The organism is Clostridium pacaense, assembly GCF_020709765.2.
Taxonomy (GTDB): Bacteria; Bacillota; Clostridia; order Lachnospirales; family Lachnospiraceae; genus Enterocloster; species Enterocloster hominis.
On sequence record NZ_JAJFEB020000012.1, the window covers coordinates 18,058 to 36,419 of the forward strand.

The following is an 18,362-nucleotide window of genomic DNA, read 5'->3' on the forward strand; positions in this document are numbered from 1 at the left end:
AAAGGTATGGGGTATAATTTTAAGCTTGGTGTTTCTTATGCGCAGCAGAGGCCATTGACTGCACCGCTGCCTTTATGTGGGGATGTCTGTGAGGCACTCCGGTATGCGAAGGAAATAGGTCTGGACGGTATTGAGATTCATGGAAGGGAATACGAATTCACGGATGAACAGGTAGGGCGTATTAAGGAATGCTGCAGTGAACTTGATATGAAGGTAGCGGCAGTGGTTACGGGGCGTGTGTACACACAGACAGGTCTTTCACTTGCAGATCCGGTAAGCGAACGCAGAAGCTGGGTAGTGGAACAGGTTAAACGTTATATTGATGTGGCTGCCAGCCTAAAGACCGATGTTGTGATAGGATGGGTAAAAGGAAGGTTTTCTACAGATAATCCTCCGAGCCTTTACTATCATCTCCTGACAGAAAGCATGAAAGAACTGGATGCATATTCGGGTGGGAAATGCGTCCGGCTGGTGGTGGAGGTGATTAACCGCTACGAGGTAGACTGCTTCATCACGGCCAGGGAGACCCTGGATTATATTGAGGGTAATGGGCTGGAACATACATATCTCCATCTGGATACATTCCATATGAATATGGAAGAAACAGACATGTACGAAGCCATACGCCTGGCAGGCCGCAGATTGGGATATATGCATGTTGCTGATAATACGCGTCTGGCACCAGGAACCGGCTGCCTGGATTTTAATAAGATTTTTGAAACTCTTAAGGAAATCGGATATGAGGGCTTCATCACCACGGAATGTTTTCCGAAGCCGGATGGGAAGACGGCTGCAAAGGCAGCAGCTGAATATCTGAAAAAACTGTAGCTCTGTGATGATGGCATATTGCGGATTGTTTCATGGGCGGCAGATAACACAAAAAACCATCATCGGTGGGTTAAGCCGGTGATGGTTTATTCATTACCAATTCATTCGTCATCTCTATAAATTAAGCGATGGAATTAACAGCCTTGGATAAACGGGATACCTTGCGGGAAGCCGTATTGCTGTGATATACTCCCTTGGTACAAGCCTTATCAATCTCAGAAGTAGCAGCCAGTAATGCAGCCTGGGCAGCAGCCTTGTCCCCAGCAGCAATAGCAGCGTCCACCTTCTTGATAGCGGTTTTAACCTTGGATCTGATCGCCTTATTTCTTGCAGCCTTAGTCTCGTTTACTAAGATTCTTTTCTTTGCAGATTTAATGTTAGCCAATGAAATACACCTCCGTTTCTTTACGTATAATCTTTGTGTTTTCCATCAAAGTCTGGACACGGACAGTTTAATGTAAACATACTATTGTATTCTAGCTAATCTGGAACGGAATGTCAAGACAAAAATGGAGTAATTTTCAAGAAAAACAATAGAAATCAGAAGAATCCTGTCTGTGGCAGCCAGAATCCCTTCTTATAAGCCCTGGCGGTTGAAAATAACCCGTTCCGGCATGATTTCCAAAAGGGAGCTTAAGAGTTTTTCAAAATTCTCATCCGTGGATTCACAGCGTCCAATCCGCTCACCGCCCTTGTAAAAATTCATGATGGTCCTTCTGCCCCAAAAGCAGACCTCAACTTTTGTAAGGTCTGAATACCTGAACCTGACGGTCCTTCCCCAGAGCTTATGGATTACAATCCCTCCGGGGCCTGCAATTAATTTGCGCCCAAACTGTGATGCGGCCAGGAAAAGGGCAATGAGGCCCAGGAATATGCTCATGATCCAAAACTGCTCACTGACCGCCCTGGAGAGAAGCAGGACGGTCATGAGCATTGCCAGATATATGCCCAAATCATTGGGCCTTACGTAAATCCTGTCCTTCTTTTTACCTCTCTCCATAAAGAATCCTCCGGCGTGGCATACATTGTCTTCCAGGGGATGTTCTGAATCCTGATATACACTTTGATAAGTATCTGAATCCTGATACGTATATTTTATAAGTATATTTTAATCTGTCTTCCCATCAATGTCAAACCACATCCATCCTTCGCTTTGCCCGTATCATGGAATAAAAATCTGCTATTTTGCCTAAAATAACCATAGTAAACGTACAAATATCAGGCGAGAGGTGAATGGGTATGCAGGAAAATGATGCCGTAGAGGCAGTAAATACAGGGTTACAGGGAGGGTTTGACATAAGGACCGACCTTGCGCTGGAGCAGAGGGAAAGCTTTGAGGGGGACGGCGGCGAGATATCCGGGGTTAAGCTTAAGGAGTGGCATCACCAGAAAAGCCAGGTTAAGCTGACCGAGGTGAAAATACTCAATGACCAGGGAGCCAGGGCTATGGGCAAGCCCAAGGGCACCTATCTGACACTGGAGGCCGACCGCCTGTCCAAGGCGGATGATGAGTATCACAGTGAGATATCAGAAGAGCTGGCGCACCAGATAAGGAAGCTGATGAGTGAGATGATTAATTGGAAGGAAGAGGACCTGCCGTCGGTACTGGTGGTGGGTCTTGGTAACCGTTCAGTCACCCCGGATTCCCTGGGGCCAAGGGTACTGGGAAACCTGCAGGTTACCAGGCATCTGGACGGACAGTATGGGGAAACCTTCTTAAAAGACAGGAAACTTCCCGCCATCAGCGGGATAGCGCCAGGGGTCATGGCACAGACAGGGATGGAGACAGCGGAAATCCTGAAGGGAATCATCAATGAAACCCATCCGGATCTGATCATTGCCATTGACGCCCTGGCAGCCAGAAGCGTGCGCAGGCTTGGAACCACCATACAGCTTACGGATACCGGAATCCATCCAGGCTCAGGCGTTGGGAATCACAGGCACAGCCTGACCCGTGAAAGCCTGGGGGTCCCTGTGCTTGCAATCGGGGTGCCTACCGTGGTTGGGGCGGCGGCCATTGTCCATGATACGGTGTCCGCCCTGATACGGGTCCTGGCGGGCAACGATAAGACAAAAGGAACAGGCAGCTGGATTGAGGATATGGATTCAGACCAGCAGTACCAGCTGATACGGGAACTGCTGGAGCCGGAATTCGGCCCCCTGTACGTGACCCCGCCTGACATCGACCAGTCCGTGAAACAGCTGAGCTTCACCATATCAGAGGGAATCCACCAGGCTGTTTTTCCGTAGGAAAACCAGTGGCTGCTAAAAGAGAAGGATGAATGACAAATGAATGACAGTAGCCAATGACAATGATGAATGACAATGTGTAATGACAAGCCTGAAATGCAGATGTACCCGCCATGGAATAAAAAACGCAATATCCATATCACACCTGCATATCATGATATTAGAGCGTATTTGAAAATCCGTTTCTGCTATCCTTCTTAAGGAATCCGTCACAGGACGTCCTATAGGACGCTTCTTACGACGCCCCTCAGGACAAAGCCTGTCCCACTCCGTGGCATATTTGATCCCGGTCCGGTCCGCGCAGCCTGCTGTGTCTTCCAAGCCGGGACCCTAATTTCCCATAAGGTGTGACACACGGCTGGCAGAAAACATTTTTCAAACACAACCTAGTATGATGACAGGTGAAAAATGATATGAGATTAAGACGTGGAGGCTCAGGGCGGCTGATGCGCCGGTTTCTGGCCGGCACGATCCTGCTTATGCTGCTGCTTCTCGGCGGACGTTTCATTGGCCGGGCCGCGGGCAGCATCCCGAGAAATGATTACAGGAACATGATAAAAGCCGGAGGCCAGTGGCTGGTGGAGGCCATATGGACCCAGGCCCACCCCGGGGAGCAGATAGGGAGGGGACAGGATGGCGACGGTCAGCATCAGGGGATTACTGACCCTGACCCATCCTACCGGAAATACCAGACGGTCAGGACATTTTACCAGGAACACCAGTATCTGGCCTGGTATGGCAATGAGGAGACCGGACAGCAGTCACTGGAGGAACCAGGCAGCCTGATGGCATCAGGCCAGGGGAATATGTCAGGCCAAGGAAATATGTCGGGTCAAGGAAATATGTCAGGCCAAGGAAATATGTCAGGCCAGGGAAATACATCAGGTCAGGGAAATGCATCAGGTCAGGGAAATGCATCAGGCCAGGCAAATACACCCGGCCAGCTATACACCGCGGGCCAGGGCGGAGTGCTGCCCGGCGGCAATGTCCTTCAGGCCTCGGAAACCCTTACCGGCACCCTGAACCGCCCGCTTACCGGCAATACATATGTAATGGAGCAGCTGGCGGATTATGACTTCCTCATGAAACATTTTTATAGCGTACATACTTCTACCACAGCCGGAAGGGACCTGATGGATGCAAAGACCCTTCTGGGCAAAGACATGTCTATGAAGGGGGACAATTCCAAGCCCCAGATCCTGATTTACCATACCCATTCCCAGGAGGCGTTTGCGGATTCCGGTCCGGGTCAGACCGTGGTTGGGGTAGGGGATTACCTGACAAAGCTTCTGGAGGACAAAGGTTATAATGTATATCACGACAAGTCTGTATATGATTTGAAAAATGGACAGCTGGACCGCAGCAAGGCCTACAATTACGCCCTGGATGGGATAACGAACATCCTGCAGCAGAACCCGTCCATCGAGGTGGTGCTGGATATCCACCGTGACGGGGTGGGTGAGAACCTGCATCTGGTGACGCAGGTGGACGGAAAGGATACTGCCCAGATCATGTTTTTTAACGGCCTGAGCCAGACCCCGGAAGGTCCGATTGAATATCTCCAGAACCCGAACCGGGAGGATAACCTGGCCTTCAGCCTGCAGATGCAGCTGGATGCAGCGGCCTACTATCCCGGCTTTACCAGGAAAATCTATCTCAAGGGACTGCGCTATAATGAGCATCTGCGTCCCAAGTCCAGCCTGATTGAGGTGGGGGCGCAGACCAACACATATCAGGAGGCGTTAAATGCGATGGAACCCCTGTCGGAGCTGTTGGATATGGTGCTGTCAGGAAAATAAAGGGACCCCGGGGACTTTATGGGCAATGCAGAGGCATAATCAAAACAAAAAGTTGCACTCAGAAGCAAAAAATGGTATATTCTACTAAGCGAAACCAGTGCGCGGGGCCTTCCCCGCAATGCTGGCTAATAGACTGTAAGAAACCTGAATGTGAGAAAGGAACCAATATGGCCCACGTTGACCAAAGTAAAATCAGAAATTTTTGTATCATAGCACATATCGACCACGGCAAGTCCACCCTGGCTGACCGTATCATTGAGAAGACCGGCCTGCTGACCAGCAGGGAGATGCAGGAGCAGGTACTGGACAATATGGATTTGGAGCGGGAGCGTGGAATCACCATCAAATCCCAGGCTGTCCGCACCGTATATAAGGCAAAGGATGGGAATGAATACATTTTCAACCTTATCGACACCCCGGGACATGTAGACTTTAACTATGAGGTATCCCGCAGCCTTGCGGCCTGTGACGGCGCGGTGCTGGTGGTGGACGCATCCCAGGGCATAGAGGCCCAGACACTGGCCAATGTGTATCTGGCCCTGGACCATGACCTGGACGTGTTCCCTGTCATTAATAAGATTGACCTGCCAAGCGCGGAGCCTGAGAGGGTGGCTGCGGAGATTGAGGATGTGATTGGCCTGGATGCCAGCGACGCGCCCCATATATCCGCCAAGACAGGGGTCAACATTGAGGATGTGCTGGAAGCCATTGTCCACAAGATACCGGCCCCCGAAGGGGACCCACAGGCGCCGCTTCAGGCCCTGATTTTCGACTCTACCTATGATTCCTATAAAGGGGTCATCATTTTCTGCCGTATCATGGAGGGCACGGTGAAAAAGGGCACCCCTATCCGGATGATGGCAACCGGGGCAGAAGAAGACGTGGTGGAAGTGGGATATTTTGGCGCCGGACAGTTCATACCGTGTGAAGAGCTGAGCGCCGGCATGGTAGGATATATCACAGCCAGCATTAAGAATGTAAGGGATACCCGGGTCGGAGACACAGTGACAGGGCGGGACAACCCCTGCGCCGCCCCTTTGCCCGGCTATAAGAAGGTAACCCCCATGGTGTACTGCGGCCTTTATCCTGCTGACGGCGCCAAGTACAACGACCTGAGGGACGCGCTGGAAAAGCTCCAGCTCAATGATGCCTCCCTGTTCTATGAACCGGAGACCTCCCTTGCCCTGGGCTTTGGCTTCCGCTGCGGTTTCCTGGGCCTGCTTCATCTGGAGATAATCGAAGAGCGCCTGGAGCGTGAATATAACCTGGACCTTGTCACCACCGCCCCTGGAGTTGTGTACCGTGTATATAAGACCACGGGAGAGATGATTGAACTGACCAACCCTTCCAACCTTCCGGATCCAACGGAGATTGAATATATGGAGGAGCCTATTGTCAGCGCTGAAATCATGGTGACAACTGAATTTGTAGGACCAATCATGACGCTCTGCCAGGAGCGCCGTGGCAATTACCTTGGCATGGAATACATTGAGACAACCAGGGCACTGTTAAAATACGAACTGCCCCTGAATGAAATCATTTATGATTTCTTTGACGCCCTCAAGTCCCGCTCCAGAGGATACGCGTCCTTTGATTACGAGTTAAAGGGCTACGAGCGTTCCAGCCTGGTGAAGCTGGACATCCTGGTCAACCGGGAGGAGGTGGACGCCCTTTCCTTCATCGTCCATGCGGATTCTGCTTATGAGCGGGGCAGGAGGATGTGTGAACGGCTTAAGGAGGAAATCCCCAGACACCTGTTCGAGATTCCCATCCAGGCTGCCATCGGCGGCAAGATCATTGCCCGTGAGACGGTGAAAGCCGTGCGCAAGGATGTGCTTGCCAAGTGTTACGGCGGTGATATCAGCCGTAAGAGGAAGCTTCTGGAAAAGCAGAAGGAAGGCAAGAAACGTATGCGCCAGATTGGCAATGTAGAGATACCACAGAAGGCATTCATGAGCGTGTTGAAGCTGGATGAGGAATAATCATCCCATGAATAACAGGCGTATCGGATGCCATGACGATTTCATACAGGGTGCTAACCCTTCATACAGAACGGATGAGATGACCACATTATGACAAGCAAAAATAAAAAGCCCATGGAGCTGTATGTCCATATACCCTTTTGCGCCAGGAAATGCCTTTACTGTGATTTCCTGTCCTTTAGGGCGCTGGCATCGGTCCATGAGGCGTATACCGCACAGCTGATACGGGAGATAGAAGCGCAGGGTGCCTTTTGCCGTGAATACCAGGTGACAACCATATTCATAGGGGGAGGCACTCCTTCTGTCATGGAACCATGTCTGATAGCGGATATCATGCGCGCGCTTAAATATCATTTTGACGTGGCGGAGGATGCGGAGATTACCATAGAGGTGAACCCGGGAACCCTGCTATACAACAAACTCCATATCTACCGTGAGGCAGGAATCAACCGTCTGAGCATCGGCCTTCAGTCCACGGATAACCGGGAGCTGAGGGACCTGGGAAGGATACACACCTTTGAGGAATTCCTGAAAAGCTTCCAATGTGCCAGGATGGTTGGATTTTCTAATATCAATGTGGATTTGATGAGCAGTATTCCGGGGCAGACCCTGGAGTCTTTTAAGAATACGCTGAAAAAGGTTGCCATGCTGAAACCGGAGCATATATCTGCCTACAGCCTTATCATCGAGGAGGGGACTCCTTTCTGGGACCATTATGGACAGGGGGCGGCTGGCGGCTGGCGGTCAGCCGGCCAGGATGGTAAGGAACATCCTATGGCCGCTGACGGCCCGTCTTTTCCGCCGCTTCCGGATGAAGACACGGAAAACAGGATTTATCACCTGACCAGGACCTTCCTCACGGAACAGGGATATGGGCGTTACGAGATATCCAACTATGCAAAGCCCGGTCATGAGTGCCGGCATAACATCGGCTACTGGACAGAGGTACCCTATCTGGGGCTGGGACTGGGCGCATCCTCCTATCTGGGCGGATGCAGGTTCAGCAATACCAGTGACCTGGATATGTATCTGGGTCTGGATTTTAACCAGGCGCCGGAGGAGGTCCTTGAACAGCTTCACGGCCCCCTGCAGGAACTGTCCAGGGAGGCCAGGATGGAGGAGTTCATGTTCCTGGGCCTGCGTCTTACAAAAGGGGTATCCGGGATTGATTTTGTTTCCATGTTCGGCATCAAACTGGAGACCGTGTTCGGTCCTGTCATGGAACGTCTGATATCCGACGGGCTTCTGGAGAAAAACGGGGTCTGGATTTCCCTGACCGAGTGGGGGATGGATGTGAGCAATTATGTGCTGAGTGAATTCCTGCTGTCGTGATTTGTAATACAGGTATTTGAAACACAGTCATGAATACGGGGGCATCAAAATATATTGGGAGGAGAGGACGGATCATGCCGGACATGACCATACGTGAACACATGAGGGATCGGCTGAGGGCGGAAGCGGACCCGGAATACAGGGAGTTCCACAGCAGGCTCCTGCCCGGAACCGCGGGAATCCTGGGAGTGCGCACTCCGGTCCTGCGGGCATTGTCAAAGGAACTGCTTAAAGGGGACTGGAAGGGATACATAAGCCAGGTCCAGGCCGCCTGGAAGGCGGATGGACAGGGGGACGATGGGGTTTATTACGATGAACTGATCCTCTGGGGACTCTGTATATGCAGGGGATTTAAAAAGTGGGAGGACGCGGCGCCTTATATCACCGGATTCATACCTGCCATCAACAACTGGGCCGTATGCGATATTTTCTGCGGCTCCCTGAAAATGGCAGGCAGATACAGACAGGAGGCATGGGAATTCATCCAGCCCTATCTGGAGTCAGGACAGGAGTACGGGATACGGTTCGGCGTTGTCATGATGTTGTCCCACTTCGTGGATGAAGACCATGTAAAAGAAGCGCTGGAGCGCATGGACGCAGTCAGGCATGAGGGATATTATGTGAAAATGGCCGTGGCCTGGGCCTTGTCCATCTACTTCATCAAGCTTCCTGAGGCGGTAATGCCTTATCTGGAACAGAATCATCTGGATGACTGGACCTACAACAAAGCGCTGCAGAAGATTACGGAATCCTTCCGGGTGGACCAGGAGACGAAGACAGTCATCAGGTCCATGAAGCGTCCGCTGAGACCGGCTTGACCATCAGGTCCATGAAGCGCCTGTTGAGACCGGCTTGACCGGAAAAATAGTTGTGATATCAGATTACCTGTGCTACAATCGAATTAATTCTGAAAACGTTGGCAATCAATACAGAAAGGAGCGTATGTATGGGGAATCTGATTAACAAGGCAGTGGATGATTTTACGGTACAGGCATATGACCAGGGCAGGTTCAGGGAAATTACCAGGGAAGACACGCTGGGCCATTGGTCCGTGTTCTTTTTCTATCCTGCGGATTTCACCTTTGTATGTCCCACGGAGCTTGGGGACCTGGCTGACTTCTATGATGATTTCAAGGAGGCTGGCTGTGAGATTTATTCTGTCTCAGAGGACACACATTTTGTCCATAAAGCATGGGTGGATGCTTCGGACACCATCAAGAAGATCCGGTATCCCATGTTAGGCGACCCGGCAGGCGTGCTTGCAAGAAACTTCGGCGTGCTGGTGGAGGAAGAGGGCCAGGCCTTAAGGGGGACTTTTGTGGTGAACCCGGAAGGAAAGATTAAAGTGTACGAAATCCATGATATGGGCATTGGCAGGAACGCGCAGGAGCTGCTGCGCAAGGTCCAGGCAGCCCAGTTCGTGGAAGAGCACGGTGACCAGGTGTGTCCTGCCAGGTGGAAACCGGGTGAAGAGACACTGACTCCCAGCCTGGATTTGGTTGGAATGCTGTAAGGAGGTGACTGTTACGATTGATCTTACAAGGATTCCGGAAGAAAGCAGCCTGATTGACGAGGGGCTGAAGACACAGCTTTCCGGCATTTTCGGTAAAATGGAAGGCCGGGTGGCCATAAAGGCGGTGGTGGACCTTTCAAGGGAAAAGGACTGTGAGCAGGCGGCGTTCTTAAAGGCGGTTTCAGCCTTAAGCGATAAGCTGGAGCTGGAACTTTACGAGCCCGAGGAGGCCGGACAGGTGCCTGAACTTAATACACAGTGGCTTCCCGTCACCGGGCTTTACAGGGACGGCCGGTATGGCCGGGCATCGTTTCACGGTGTGCCGGGCGGCAAGGAGATTAATTCCTTCGTGCTGGCAATTTATAACCTTGCAGGCCCCGGTCAGGAGATGTCCCGGGGACTGAGGAAGAAGATTGACAAGCTGGATAAAAAGACCAACATCAAGATCTGCGTTTCCCTGGCCTGCCATCACTGTCCGGTCGTGGTGTCTGCCTGCCAGCGCATCGCCATCCTCAATCCCAATATTGAAGCTGAGATGATTGACGCGGCGCTTTATGAGGACCTGGTGGCAAAGTACGATATCAAGAGGATACCCATGATGATCTTCAATGACAGCGAAATCCACATGGGGAGCAAGGAAATTGAGGAAATCGTCACTTTGTTAAAATAATAACTAAAAAATGGAAAATAAAGCAAAAAATTCATTAATTCTGCACAAAAAATGCGGTATTTATTGAGAAAAAACTGTAATAATTTTAAGAAATAAATATAATGTGTTGCAAATCTATGTGCATTATGCTATATTGGATTTAGACAAATAATGGTGCTGAGATGATGAGAGCATAGTAGAACGACAGAAATGTTGGTTTAACGCTATGCTCTTTTTTGTTTTTGTTTGAGAAGGAGGGGGATTCCAATGGACCAGAAATTTTATGACCTGATTGAATCAAACCCGGTCATAGCGGCTGTCAAGGACATGGATGGACTGAATGCCTGCTGTGCCAGGGAAGAGATCAAGGTGGTATTCATTCTTTTCGGAGACATCTGCAACATCGGGACAATCGTCAGCCAGATTAAGCAGGCAGACAAAGTGGCAATGGTACATGTTGACCTGATAACAGGACTCAGCGGTAAGGAAGTAGCGGTTGACTTCATAAAGAACAATACATTGGCGGACGGCATCATTTCCACCAAACCCGGATTGATTAAGCGGGGCAGGGAGCTGTCCCTTTACACGACACTCAGGGTATTCGTGCTGGATTCCATGGCATTTGAGAACATTGAACATCAGATGGCCGTGGCCAGACCTGACATCATAGAAATCCTGCCGGGGCTTATGCCTAAGGTAATCCGCAGGGTGTGCAGACTGGTCCGTGTACCGGTCATTGCAGGGGGGCTTATATCAGACAAGGAAGATGTGATGGCTGCATTGTCAGCCGGGGCCATATCCGTTTCAACAACCAACCCAAAAGTATGGCTCATGTGACACAAAGGGAATCAATACGGAACTGAACTGGATTCCACGGGGAATGGAAGACGGTTTTAGTATAAATGATACATAAGCAGGTCCATGGATGAAAGCACCATGGAAGGAAATGGAGTGTATCACAACAAGTTAGGAACTTCCGCGATAGGAAATATCGTGGAAAGAAAAGGAGGGTTTTTATGGCAAAGTATGTAATGGCACTGGATTCAGGAACAACAAGCAACAGGTGTATCCTTTTTAACGAGAAAGGTGAGATGTGCAGCGTTGCCCAGAAAGAATTCACACAGTATTTCCCGAAGCCGGGCTGGGTAGAGCACGATGCCAATGAAATCTGGTCCACACAGCTGGGCGTAGCAGTAGAGGCCATGTCGAAGATTGGGGCGACGGCAGAGGACATTGCTGCCATCGGTATCACCAACCAGCGTGAGACCACCATTGTATGGGATAAAGAGACAGGAGAGCCTGTATACCATGCAATCGTATGGCAGTGCCGCAGGACATCTGAGTACTGTGACAGTTTAAAGGATAAGGGCCTGGTTGATACCTTCCGTGCCAAGACAGGACTTGTAATTGACGCATATTTCTCAGGAACCAAATTAAAATGGATTCTGGATAACGTAGAAGGCGTGCGGGAACGCGCGGAAAAGGGCGAGCTGCTGTTCGGTACCGTGGAGACATGGCTGATCTGGAAGCTGACCAAGGGCAGGGTCCATGTGACGGATTATTCCAATGCATCACGTACCATGCTGTTCAACATCAATACCCTGGAGTGGGATGACGAGATCCTGACGGAACTGAACATACCAAAGTGCATGCTTCCGGAAGCAAAACCGTCCAGCTGTGTTTACGGCAATTCCGATTCCTCCTTCTTTGGTGGGGAAATCCCCATTGGCGGCGCGGCAGGCGACCAGCAGTCCGCATTGTTCGGCCAGACCTGTTTCAATGCAGGCGAGGCAAAGAATACATATGGAACCGGCTGCTTCATGCTGATGAATACAGGCGAGAAACCGGTGTTCTCCAGCAACGGCCTGGTTACCACCATTGCATGGGGACTTGACGGCAAGGTCAACTATGCGCTGGAAGGATCCATCTTCGTTGCAGGCGCGGCCATCCAGTGGCTCCGCGATGAGATGAGGATTATTGATTCCTCGCCGGATTCCGAGTACATGGCCAAGAAGGTCAAGGATACCAATGGCTGCTACGTGGTTCCTGCATTTACAGGACTGGGAGCACCCCACTGGGATCAGTATGCAAGAGGCACCATTGTAGGCATTACCCGCGGCGTGAATAAGTACCATATCATCCGCGCAACCCTGGATTCACTCTGCTACCAGGTGAACGACGTACTGCAGGCCATGAAGGCTGATTCCGGCATTGAGCTGGCAGCGCTTAAGGTGGACGGCGGCGCAAGCGCCAACAATTATCTGATGCAGACCCAGGCTGACATCATCAACGCTCCTGTCAACCGTCCCATGTGCGTGGAGACAACGGCAATGGGCGCCGCATACCTGGCAGGCCTGGCAGTGGGATATTGGGCCAATAAGGAAGAGGTGCTTAAGAACTGGGCAATTGACCGGACATTTACACCTGAAATCTCTGAAGACAAGAGGACAGAGATGGTCACAGGCTGGAACAAGGCAGTAAAATGTTCCTATGGATGGGCAAAAGAAGATTAATCGTACGGGGTATGGAACTGTTGACGACAAATTAGACAAGGGGGTTTCTATATGTTGCCATATATTGCGGAGTTTTTAGGAACAATGATACTGATACTTTTAGGTGATGGCGTTGTAGCTAACGTTACGCTGAACAAATCCGGTATGAAGGGCGCTGGTTCCATCCAGATTACCTTTGCATGGGGCCTTGCGGTCATGGTTCCCGCGTTCATCTTCGGCGCTGCGTCCGGCGCGCATTTCAACCCGGCCCTGACCATTGCCCTGGCAGTGGACGGCAGCCTGGCATGGGGACTGGTCCCAGGATACATCGTGGCGCAGTTTGCAGGCGCATTTGTGGGCGCGGTACTGGTTTACCTGCTGTTCAAGGATCAGTTTGACGCAACTGAGTCAGCTGCAACCAAGCTGGGTGTTTTCTCTACCGGACCATCTGTTCCGAATATGGGACGCAACATCTTAAGTGAAGCAATCGGTACGTTCGTACTTGTATTTGCTATAAAGGGTATTGGCCAGGTAGCAGGTATTCCTGCTGGCGTTGACAAACTGCTGGTATTCGGAATCATCGTATCCATCGGTATGTCCCTTGGCGGACTGACAGGTTATGCCATCAACCCGGCACGTGACCTTGGACCACGTATTGCACATGCAGTGCTTCCGATTAAGGGCAAAGGCGATTCCAACTGGGGTTATGCTCCTGTTGTCATCATCGGGCCGGTTGTGGGAGCAGTGGTTGCAGCATTACTGTACCAGGCAATTCCGTGGGCATAAGTTTTATATAATTACATATTGATTGCGTGAGAGTGGAGCGGAGCAAATGGGTATGGAAACATACCTTGTTTGCTCCGCTTTTTATGAGGCAGTCGAAGGAAGGGAACGAGGAAAATGTATGACGTAATAATAATCGGAGCCGGAGTCGCAGGCTCTGCATCTGCAAGGGAGCTGTCCAGATATAAGGTAAATGCCTGTGTCCTGGAAAGGGAAGAGGATGTGTGCTGCGGGACTTCCAAGGCCAACAGCGCAATTGTCCATGCCGGATATGACGCGGCAGAAGGCTCCCTGATGGCTAAGCTGAATGTGGAGGGCAACCAGATGATGCCCGGCCTTGCGAGGGAACTGGATTTCCCCTTTAAACAGTGCGGATCCTTTGTGGTATGCCTGGACGAGGAACAGCTGCCCGACCTTCAGGCACTTTACGAGAGAGGCGTGGCAAACGGGGTGAAGGACATGGAAGTCATCACGGATAAGGCCAGAATCAGGGAAATGGAGCCTAACCTGACCGATGAGGTGGCGGGAGTCCTCTATGCACCGACCGCAGGAATTGTATGTCCATTTAACTTAAACATTGCATTGGCTGAGAATGCATATACAAACGGCATTGACTTCAAATTCAACACGGAAGTCCTAGATATTGAAAAGATTGAAGGAGGCTGGGCCTTAAAGACAAACCAGGGCGTGTATGAAACCAGATATGTGGTAAATGCATCCGGCGTCCATGCTGACACATTCCACAACATGGTCAGCCAAACAAAGATTCACATCACCCCAAGGCGGGGCGATTACTGTCTGCTGGATAAGAGCGCGGGAAACCATGTCAGCCGTACCATCTTTGCACTGCCTGGAAAGTATGGGAAGGGCGTACTGGTATCTCCTACGGTCCACGGCAACCTGATAGTAGGGCCTACAGCCATAGATATTGAAGATAAGGAAGCCACGGCAACCACAAGGGAAGGCCTGGACGAACTGATTGACAAGGCGGGGATGAATGTGAAGAACCTGCCCATGAGGCAGGTGATTACCTCATTCGCAGGCTTAAGGGCCCATGAGGACCATCATGAATTCATCATTGAGGAACTGGAAGACGCGCCCGGATTCGTGGACTGCGCCGGTATCGAGTCCCCTGGTCTTACCAGCTGCCCGGCCATCGGCAGGATGGTGGCAGGGATACTGAAAGACAAGATGGGGCTGGAGCCCAATCCTGATTTTGTGGGAACCAGAAAAGGCATCCTGGACCCGGACACCCTTACAAAGGAAGAACGGGCGGAGCTGATTAAGGAAAAGCCGGCTTACGGCAACATCATCTGCAGGTGTGAGATGGTGACGGAAGGGGAAATCCTGGACGCGATCCACAGGCCTCTTGGCGCCCGTTCCCTGGACGGCATCAAGCGCAGGACCAGGGCAGGGATGGGACGCTGCCAGGCCGGGTTCTGTACGCCAAGGTCCATGGAACTGCTTCACCGGGAACTGGGACTTCCCATGACGGAGATTACCAAGTCAGGCGGGGAATCGAAACTTGTAGTGGGAACCAACAAGGACAGAATATAGAAAGGAGCGCTTAAGATGAAAGAATATGATATCGTCATAATCGGCGGCGGTCCTGCGGGTCTTGCTGCAGCTGTGGCGGCCAGGGATAACGGGATAGAAAGCATCCTGATACTGGAACGCGACAGGGAACTGGGAGGAATCTTAAACCAGTGCATCCACAATGGTTTCGGTCTCCACACGTTTAAGGAGGAGCTTACAGGGCCGGAATATGCGGCCCGCTATGAGGAGCAGGTATTTGAACGGAACATTGAGTACAAATTAAACACCATGGTCATGGATATCAGCCATGATAAAGTGGTGACAGCCATGAACCGGGAGGAGGGCCTGTTTGAAATCCAGGCCAAAGCCGTAATCCTGGCAATGGGATGCAGGGAGCGCTCCAGGGGCGCGCTGAACATTCCGGGTTACCGTCCGGCCGGTATCTTCTCCGCCGGCACGGCCCAGAGGCTGGTGAACATGGAAGGCTTCATGCCCGGGCGTGAAGTGGTGATCCTGGGATCCGGCGACATCGGGCTGATCATGGCAAGGCGTATGACCCTGGAAGGCGCCAAGGTCAAGGTGGTGGCTGAACTGATGCCGTATTCCGGCGGCCTGAAGCGTAACATCGTGCAGTGCCTCAATGACTACGACATCCCCCTGAAGCTGAGCCATACCGTGGTGGACATCCGGGGCAAGGAACGGCTTACGGGAATTACCCTTGCGGCTGTGGATGAAAAGGGGAAACCCATTCCCGGAACAGAGGAGGATTATACATGTGATACCCTGCTTCTGTCCGTGGGACTGATTCCTGAAAATGAGCTGTCCGGCTCCATGGGCGTGGAGATGAACCGCGTCACATCCGGACCGGTGGTCAATGAAAGCCTGGAAACCAACATCGAAGGCGTATTTGCCTGCGGCAATGTGCTCCACGTACATGACCTGGTGGACTTTGTGTCCGAGGAAGCGGCGGCAGCCGGAAAGAACGCGGCCAAATATGTGAAGGACGGGGAACGGGCCGGAGGCGGACAGGAAATCGTCCTGAATACAGTGGACGGCGTCCGCTATACGGTTCCGTGTACCGTTAATCCGGAGCGTATGGAGGATACCCAGATTGTCCGGTTCCGTGTGGGCAATGTTTATAAGAACTGTTACATCGGGGTTTACTTTAATGATGAACGGGTGATGCACAGGAAACGTCCGGTTATGGCTCCCGGTGAGATGGAGGAGATAAAGCTGGAAAAAGATAAATTACTATTGCATCCGGAACTTAAGACCATTACAATAAAGGTAGAGGAGGCATAAACCATGGAAAAGAGAGAACTTATCTGTATCGGTTGTCCAATGGGGTGTCCTCTGACCGTTCAACTGGAGGATGGGGAAATCCTCAGCATTACAGGCCAGACCTGTAAGCGGGGGGAGGTATATGCCAGGAACGAGGTCACCAATCCCACCAGGATTGTCACATCCACCGTCATGGTGGAAGGCGGCAAGGTGGGAAGGGTTTCCGTCAAGACAAAGGACAGTATACCCAAAGGAAAGATCTTCCAGTGTGTCAAGGCCTTAAAAGGCGTGACCGTAAAGGCGCCTGTGCACATTGGCGATGTGATTGTTGCCAATGTGGCTGATACGGGGGTAGACATTGTAGCAACCAGGAATGCGTAAGTGGAATGTCCGCGATTGAGCACCATCGTGGCAAGAAACAGACAGTCGGCAGCTGCCCAAAGGGAGGCTCTAAGCAACAGGAATGAAGCTTTCAGCGTCCGTAAAACAGCGGCCGGCTTCCTGTGGTTCATGAAGCAGGGCGGTAACTAACAGACGGGCCGTGTGAAAGCGGCCTCAGGTAAAGGAGGACTTTACATGGAGAAAAAGCAGCTGGACATCAACAACATGAACGGAATGACGGAAGAAGAGGATAAAACCTGCGGTCTTAATGATATGAACTGCGTGGCAGATGAAGAGGATAAGACCTGCGGCCTCAATGACATGAACTGTGTGGCGGATGAAGAGGACAAGACCTGCGGCCTTAACGACATGAACTGCCTGGGCGAGTAAGCGGGGAAGGCAAAGCAGAGACTCCCGGAGGGAGTCCCTGCTTTGTGCGGTAATATAAGGGGCTGCATAGGGTCCTTATGGAGAGGGACCCTGCAGGCTGTCATGGAACTGTATCATAATAATATAAGGGGGTTCGCAATATGAAGAAATTTATCAACGATGTAGCGCTGGTAGAGGAACAGATGATTAAGGGCATGGTCAAGGCTTATCCGCAGTATCTGAGGAAGCTGGACTGCGGCAACGTCGTGGTGCGCGCGCATAAGAAGGAGGGCAAGGTTGCCCTGATCAGCGGCGGCGGCAGCGGACACGAGCCTGCGCACGGCGGGTTCGTGGGAACCGGGATGTTGGATGCGGCAGTTGCAGGAGCCGTGTTTACCTCCCCGACCCCGGACCAGATTTATGAGGGCATCAAGGCGGTTGCAACGGACGCAGGCGTGCTGATGGTTGTGAAGAACTATACCGGTGACGTGATGAACTTTGAGATGGCTGCTGAGATGGCCGAGATGGAGGGAATCACGGTTAAGCATGTGGTGACCAACGATGATGTGGCGGTCAAGGACAGTCTTTATACCGTGGGGCGCAGAGGCGTGGCCGGAACCATTTTCGTACATAAAATCGCGGGCGCCCTGGCAGAGGAAGGGGGAACCCTGGACGAGGTGCAGGCCGTTGCCCAGAAGGTCATTGATAATGTGAGGACCATGGGCGCTGCCACCCAGGCGTGTACGGTTCCCGCAGCGGGAAAGCCGGGATTTGAACTGTCGGATGATGAGATGGAAGTGGGAATCGGCATCCACGGGGAGCCGGGAACCCACAGGGAATCCATGAAGACAGCGGATGAGATAACGGATATGCTGCTGGAGCAGATCCTGGGGGATATTGATTATAATGGTTCTGAGGTTGCTGTCATGATCAATGGCGCAGGCGCAACGCCTCTTATGGAGCTGTTCATCATCAATAACCATGTATCGGATGTGCTGGCTGAAAAGGGAATCAAGGTTTACAAGACAATGGTGGGAGAGTACATGACATCCATTGAGATGCAGGGCTTCTCCATTTCCCTGCTCCGTCTGGATGAGGAGCTGAAGAGGCTGCTGGACGCCCCGGCAGATACTCCGGCCTTAAGATAGGGACCGGGTGAACGGATTA

At 51.6% G+C, this 18,362-nt stretch carries 18 protein-coding genes; 16 read left to right on the plus strand and 2 right to left on the minus strand.

Going from position 1 to position 18,362, the window contains the following annotated elements:
* Window positions 1–6: 6 nt before the first annotated feature.
* Window positions 7–828: a sugar phosphate isomerase/epimerase family protein gene (locus LK536_RS48010; RefSeq protein ID WP_227796444.1), complete on the plus strand. Its 822-nt coding sequence runs from the start codon at window positions 7–9 to the stop codon at window positions 826–828.
* Window positions 829–949: 121 nt separating this feature from the next.
* On the opposite strand, the gene rpsT is transcribed toward LK536_RS48010, so the two are convergent.
* Window positions 950–1,213 carry a 30S ribosomal protein S20 gene (gene rpsT, locus LK536_RS48015; protein WP_008722714.1) on the minus strand — a complete coding sequence of 88 codons (264 nt, stop codon included), beginning with the start codon at window positions 1,211–1,213 and terminating at the stop codon, window positions 950–952.
* A 192-nt stretch (window positions 1,214–1,405) separates the two neighbouring features.
* Complete coding sequence (locus LK536_RS48020) at window positions 1,406–1,828, minus strand: hypothetical protein (protein WP_120056707.1); 423 nt, start codon at window positions 1,826–1,828, stop codon at window positions 1,406–1,408.
* A gap of 239 nt (window positions 1,829–2,067) precedes the next feature.
* Between LK536_RS48020 and gpr the strand changes: the two genes are divergently transcribed.
* The 15 genes from gpr to dhaK all read left to right on the plus strand — a co-directional run bounded on the left by gpr (window position 2,068) and on the right by dhaK (window position 18,343).
* Window positions 2,068–3,078, plus strand: a complete 1,011-nt coding sequence (gene gpr / locus LK536_RS48025; protein ID WP_227796443.1) for a GPR endopeptidase — start codon at window positions 2,068–2,070, stop codon at window positions 3,076–3,078.
* Between the two features lie 413 nt (window positions 3,079–3,491).
* Window positions 3,492–4,877 (plus strand): stage II sporulation protein P, encoded by a 1,386-nt coding sequence (locus tag LK536_RS48030; protein WP_227796442.1) that lies wholly within the window; start codon window positions 3,492–3,494, stop codon window positions 4,875–4,877.
* Between the two features lie 167 nt (window positions 4,878–5,044).
* The gene (gene lepA / locus LK536_RS48035; protein WP_008722721.1) at window positions 5,045–6,859 is read left to right on the plus strand and encodes a translation elongation factor 4; all 1,815 of its coding nucleotides are present in this window, start codon (window positions 5,045–5,047) and stop codon (window positions 6,857–6,859) included.
* Between the two features lie 90 nt (window positions 6,860–6,949).
* Window positions 6,950–8,191 carry a radical SAM family heme chaperone HemW gene (hemW, locus tag LK536_RS48040; protein ID WP_227796441.1) on the plus strand — a complete coding sequence of 414 codons (1,242 nt, stop codon included), beginning with the start codon at window positions 6,950–6,952 and terminating at the stop codon, window positions 8,189–8,191.
* A gap of 74 nt (window positions 8,192–8,265) precedes the next feature.
* Window positions 8,266–9,009 carry a DNA alkylation repair protein gene (locus LK536_RS48045; protein ID WP_040381548.1) on the plus strand — a complete coding sequence of 248 codons (744 nt, stop codon included), beginning with the start codon at window positions 8,266–8,268 and terminating at the stop codon, window positions 9,007–9,009.
* A gap of 128 nt (window positions 9,010–9,137) precedes the next feature.
* Entirely contained in the window at window positions 9,138–9,704 is a 567-nt protein-coding gene (gene ahpC, locus LK536_RS48050; RefSeq protein WP_227796440.1) for an alkyl hydroperoxide reductase subunit C, read from the plus strand.
* A gap of 4 nt (window positions 9,705–9,708) precedes the next feature.
* Window positions 9,709–10,374 carry a thioredoxin family protein gene (locus LK536_RS48055; protein ID WP_227796439.1) on the plus strand — a complete coding sequence of 222 codons (666 nt, stop codon included), beginning with the start codon at window positions 9,709–9,711 and terminating at the stop codon, window positions 10,372–10,374.
* 246 nt (window positions 10,375–10,620) lie between these two features.
* Window positions 10,621–11,190 (plus strand): glycerol-3-phosphate responsive antiterminator, encoded by a 570-nt coding sequence (locus LK536_RS48060; protein ID WP_025482666.1) that lies wholly within the window; start codon window positions 10,621–10,623, stop codon window positions 11,188–11,190.
* Between the two features lie 179 nt (window positions 11,191–11,369).
* Window positions 11,370–12,866, plus strand: coding sequence for a glycerol kinase GlpK (glpK, locus tag LK536_RS48065; RefSeq protein WP_008722736.1), 1,497 nt, complete (start codon window positions 11,370–11,372; stop codon window positions 12,864–12,866).
* A 51-nt stretch (window positions 12,867–12,917) separates the two neighbouring features.
* A complete protein-coding gene (locus LK536_RS48070; RefSeq protein ID WP_008722738.1) occupies window positions 12,918–13,631 on the plus strand; it encodes an MIP/aquaporin family protein in 714 nt (237 codons plus the stop codon).
* Between the two features lie 114 nt (window positions 13,632–13,745).
* Window positions 13,746–15,185, plus strand: coding sequence for an NAD(P)/FAD-dependent oxidoreductase (locus LK536_RS48075; RefSeq protein WP_120056701.1), 1,440 nt, complete (start codon window positions 13,746–13,748; stop codon window positions 15,183–15,185).
* A 15-nt stretch (window positions 15,186–15,200) separates the two neighbouring features.
* Window positions 15,201–16,466, plus strand: a complete 1,266-nt coding sequence (locus LK536_RS48080) for an NAD(P)/FAD-dependent oxidoreductase (protein WP_227796438.1) — start codon at window positions 15,201–15,203, stop codon at window positions 16,464–16,466.
* 3 nt (window positions 16,467–16,469) lie between these two features.
* The gene (locus LK536_RS48085) at window positions 16,470–16,826 is read left to right on the plus strand and encodes a DUF1667 domain-containing protein (RefSeq protein ID WP_008722744.1); all 357 of its coding nucleotides are present in this window, start codon (window positions 16,470–16,472) and stop codon (window positions 16,824–16,826) included.
* A gap of 195 nt (window positions 16,827–17,021) precedes the next feature.
* A complete protein-coding gene (locus LK536_RS48090; RefSeq protein WP_008722745.1) occupies window positions 17,022–17,216 on the plus strand; it encodes a hypothetical protein in 195 nt (64 codons plus the stop codon).
* A gap of 140 nt (window positions 17,217–17,356) precedes the next feature.
* Complete coding sequence (gene dhaK / locus LK536_RS48095) at window positions 17,357–18,343, plus strand: dihydroxyacetone kinase subunit DhaK (RefSeq protein ID WP_025482662.1); 987 nt, start codon at window positions 17,357–17,359, stop codon at window positions 18,341–18,343.
* Window positions 18,344–18,362: the final 19 nt, after the last annotated feature.

What these genes read in the sequence shown, in the direction of transcription:
- LK536_RS48010 (WP_227796444.1), top strand. Translation starts at nt 7, where the DNA reads ATGGGGTATAATTTTAAGCTTGGTGTTTCTTATGCGCAGCAGAGGCCA.
- LK536_RS48020 (WP_120056707.1), bottom strand. Translation starts at nt 1,828, where the DNA reads ATGGAGAGAGGTAAAAAGAAGGACAGGATTTACGTAAGGCCCAATGAT.
- gpr (WP_227796443.1), top strand. Translation starts at nt 2,068, where the DNA reads ATGCAGGAAAATGATGCCGTAGAGGCAGTAAATACAGGGTTACAGGGA.
- LK536_RS48030 (WP_227796442.1), top strand. Translation starts at nt 3,492, where the DNA reads ATGAGATTAAGACGTGGAGGCTCAGGGCGGCTGATGCGCCGGTTTCTG.
- lepA (WP_008722721.1), top strand. Translation starts at nt 5,045, where the DNA reads ATGGCCCACGTTGACCAAAGTAAAATCAGAAATTTTTGTATCATAGCA.
- hemW (WP_227796441.1), top strand. Translation starts at nt 6,950, where the DNA reads ATGACAAGCAAAAATAAAAAGCCCATGGAGCTGTATGTCCATATACCC.
- LK536_RS48045 (WP_040381548.1), top strand. Translation starts at nt 8,266, where the DNA reads ATGCCGGACATGACCATACGTGAACACATGAGGGATCGGCTGAGGGCG.
- ahpC (WP_227796440.1), top strand. Translation starts at nt 9,138, where the DNA reads ATGGGGAATCTGATTAACAAGGCAGTGGATGATTTTACGGTACAGGCA.
- LK536_RS48060 (WP_025482666.1), top strand. Translation starts at nt 10,621, where the DNA reads ATGGACCAGAAATTTTATGACCTGATTGAATCAAACCCGGTCATAGCG.
- glpK (WP_008722736.1), top strand. Translation starts at nt 11,370, where the DNA reads ATGGCAAAGTATGTAATGGCACTGGATTCAGGAACAACAAGCAACAGG.
- LK536_RS48070 (WP_008722738.1), top strand. Translation starts at nt 12,918, where the DNA reads ATGTTGCCATATATTGCGGAGTTTTTAGGAACAATGATACTGATACTT.
- LK536_RS48075 (WP_120056701.1), top strand. Translation starts at nt 13,746, where the DNA reads ATGTATGACGTAATAATAATCGGAGCCGGAGTCGCAGGCTCTGCATCT.
- LK536_RS48080 (WP_227796438.1), top strand. Translation starts at nt 15,201, where the DNA reads ATGAAAGAATATGATATCGTCATAATCGGCGGCGGTCCTGCGGGTCTT.
- LK536_RS48085 (WP_008722744.1), top strand. Translation starts at nt 16,470, where the DNA reads ATGGAAAAGAGAGAACTTATCTGTATCGGTTGTCCAATGGGGTGTCCT.
- LK536_RS48090 (WP_008722745.1), top strand. Translation starts at nt 17,022, where the DNA reads ATGGAGAAAAAGCAGCTGGACATCAACAACATGAACGGAATGACGGAA.
- dhaK (WP_025482662.1), top strand. Translation starts at nt 17,357, where the DNA reads ATGAAGAAATTTATCAACGATGTAGCGCTGGTAGAGGAACAGATGATT.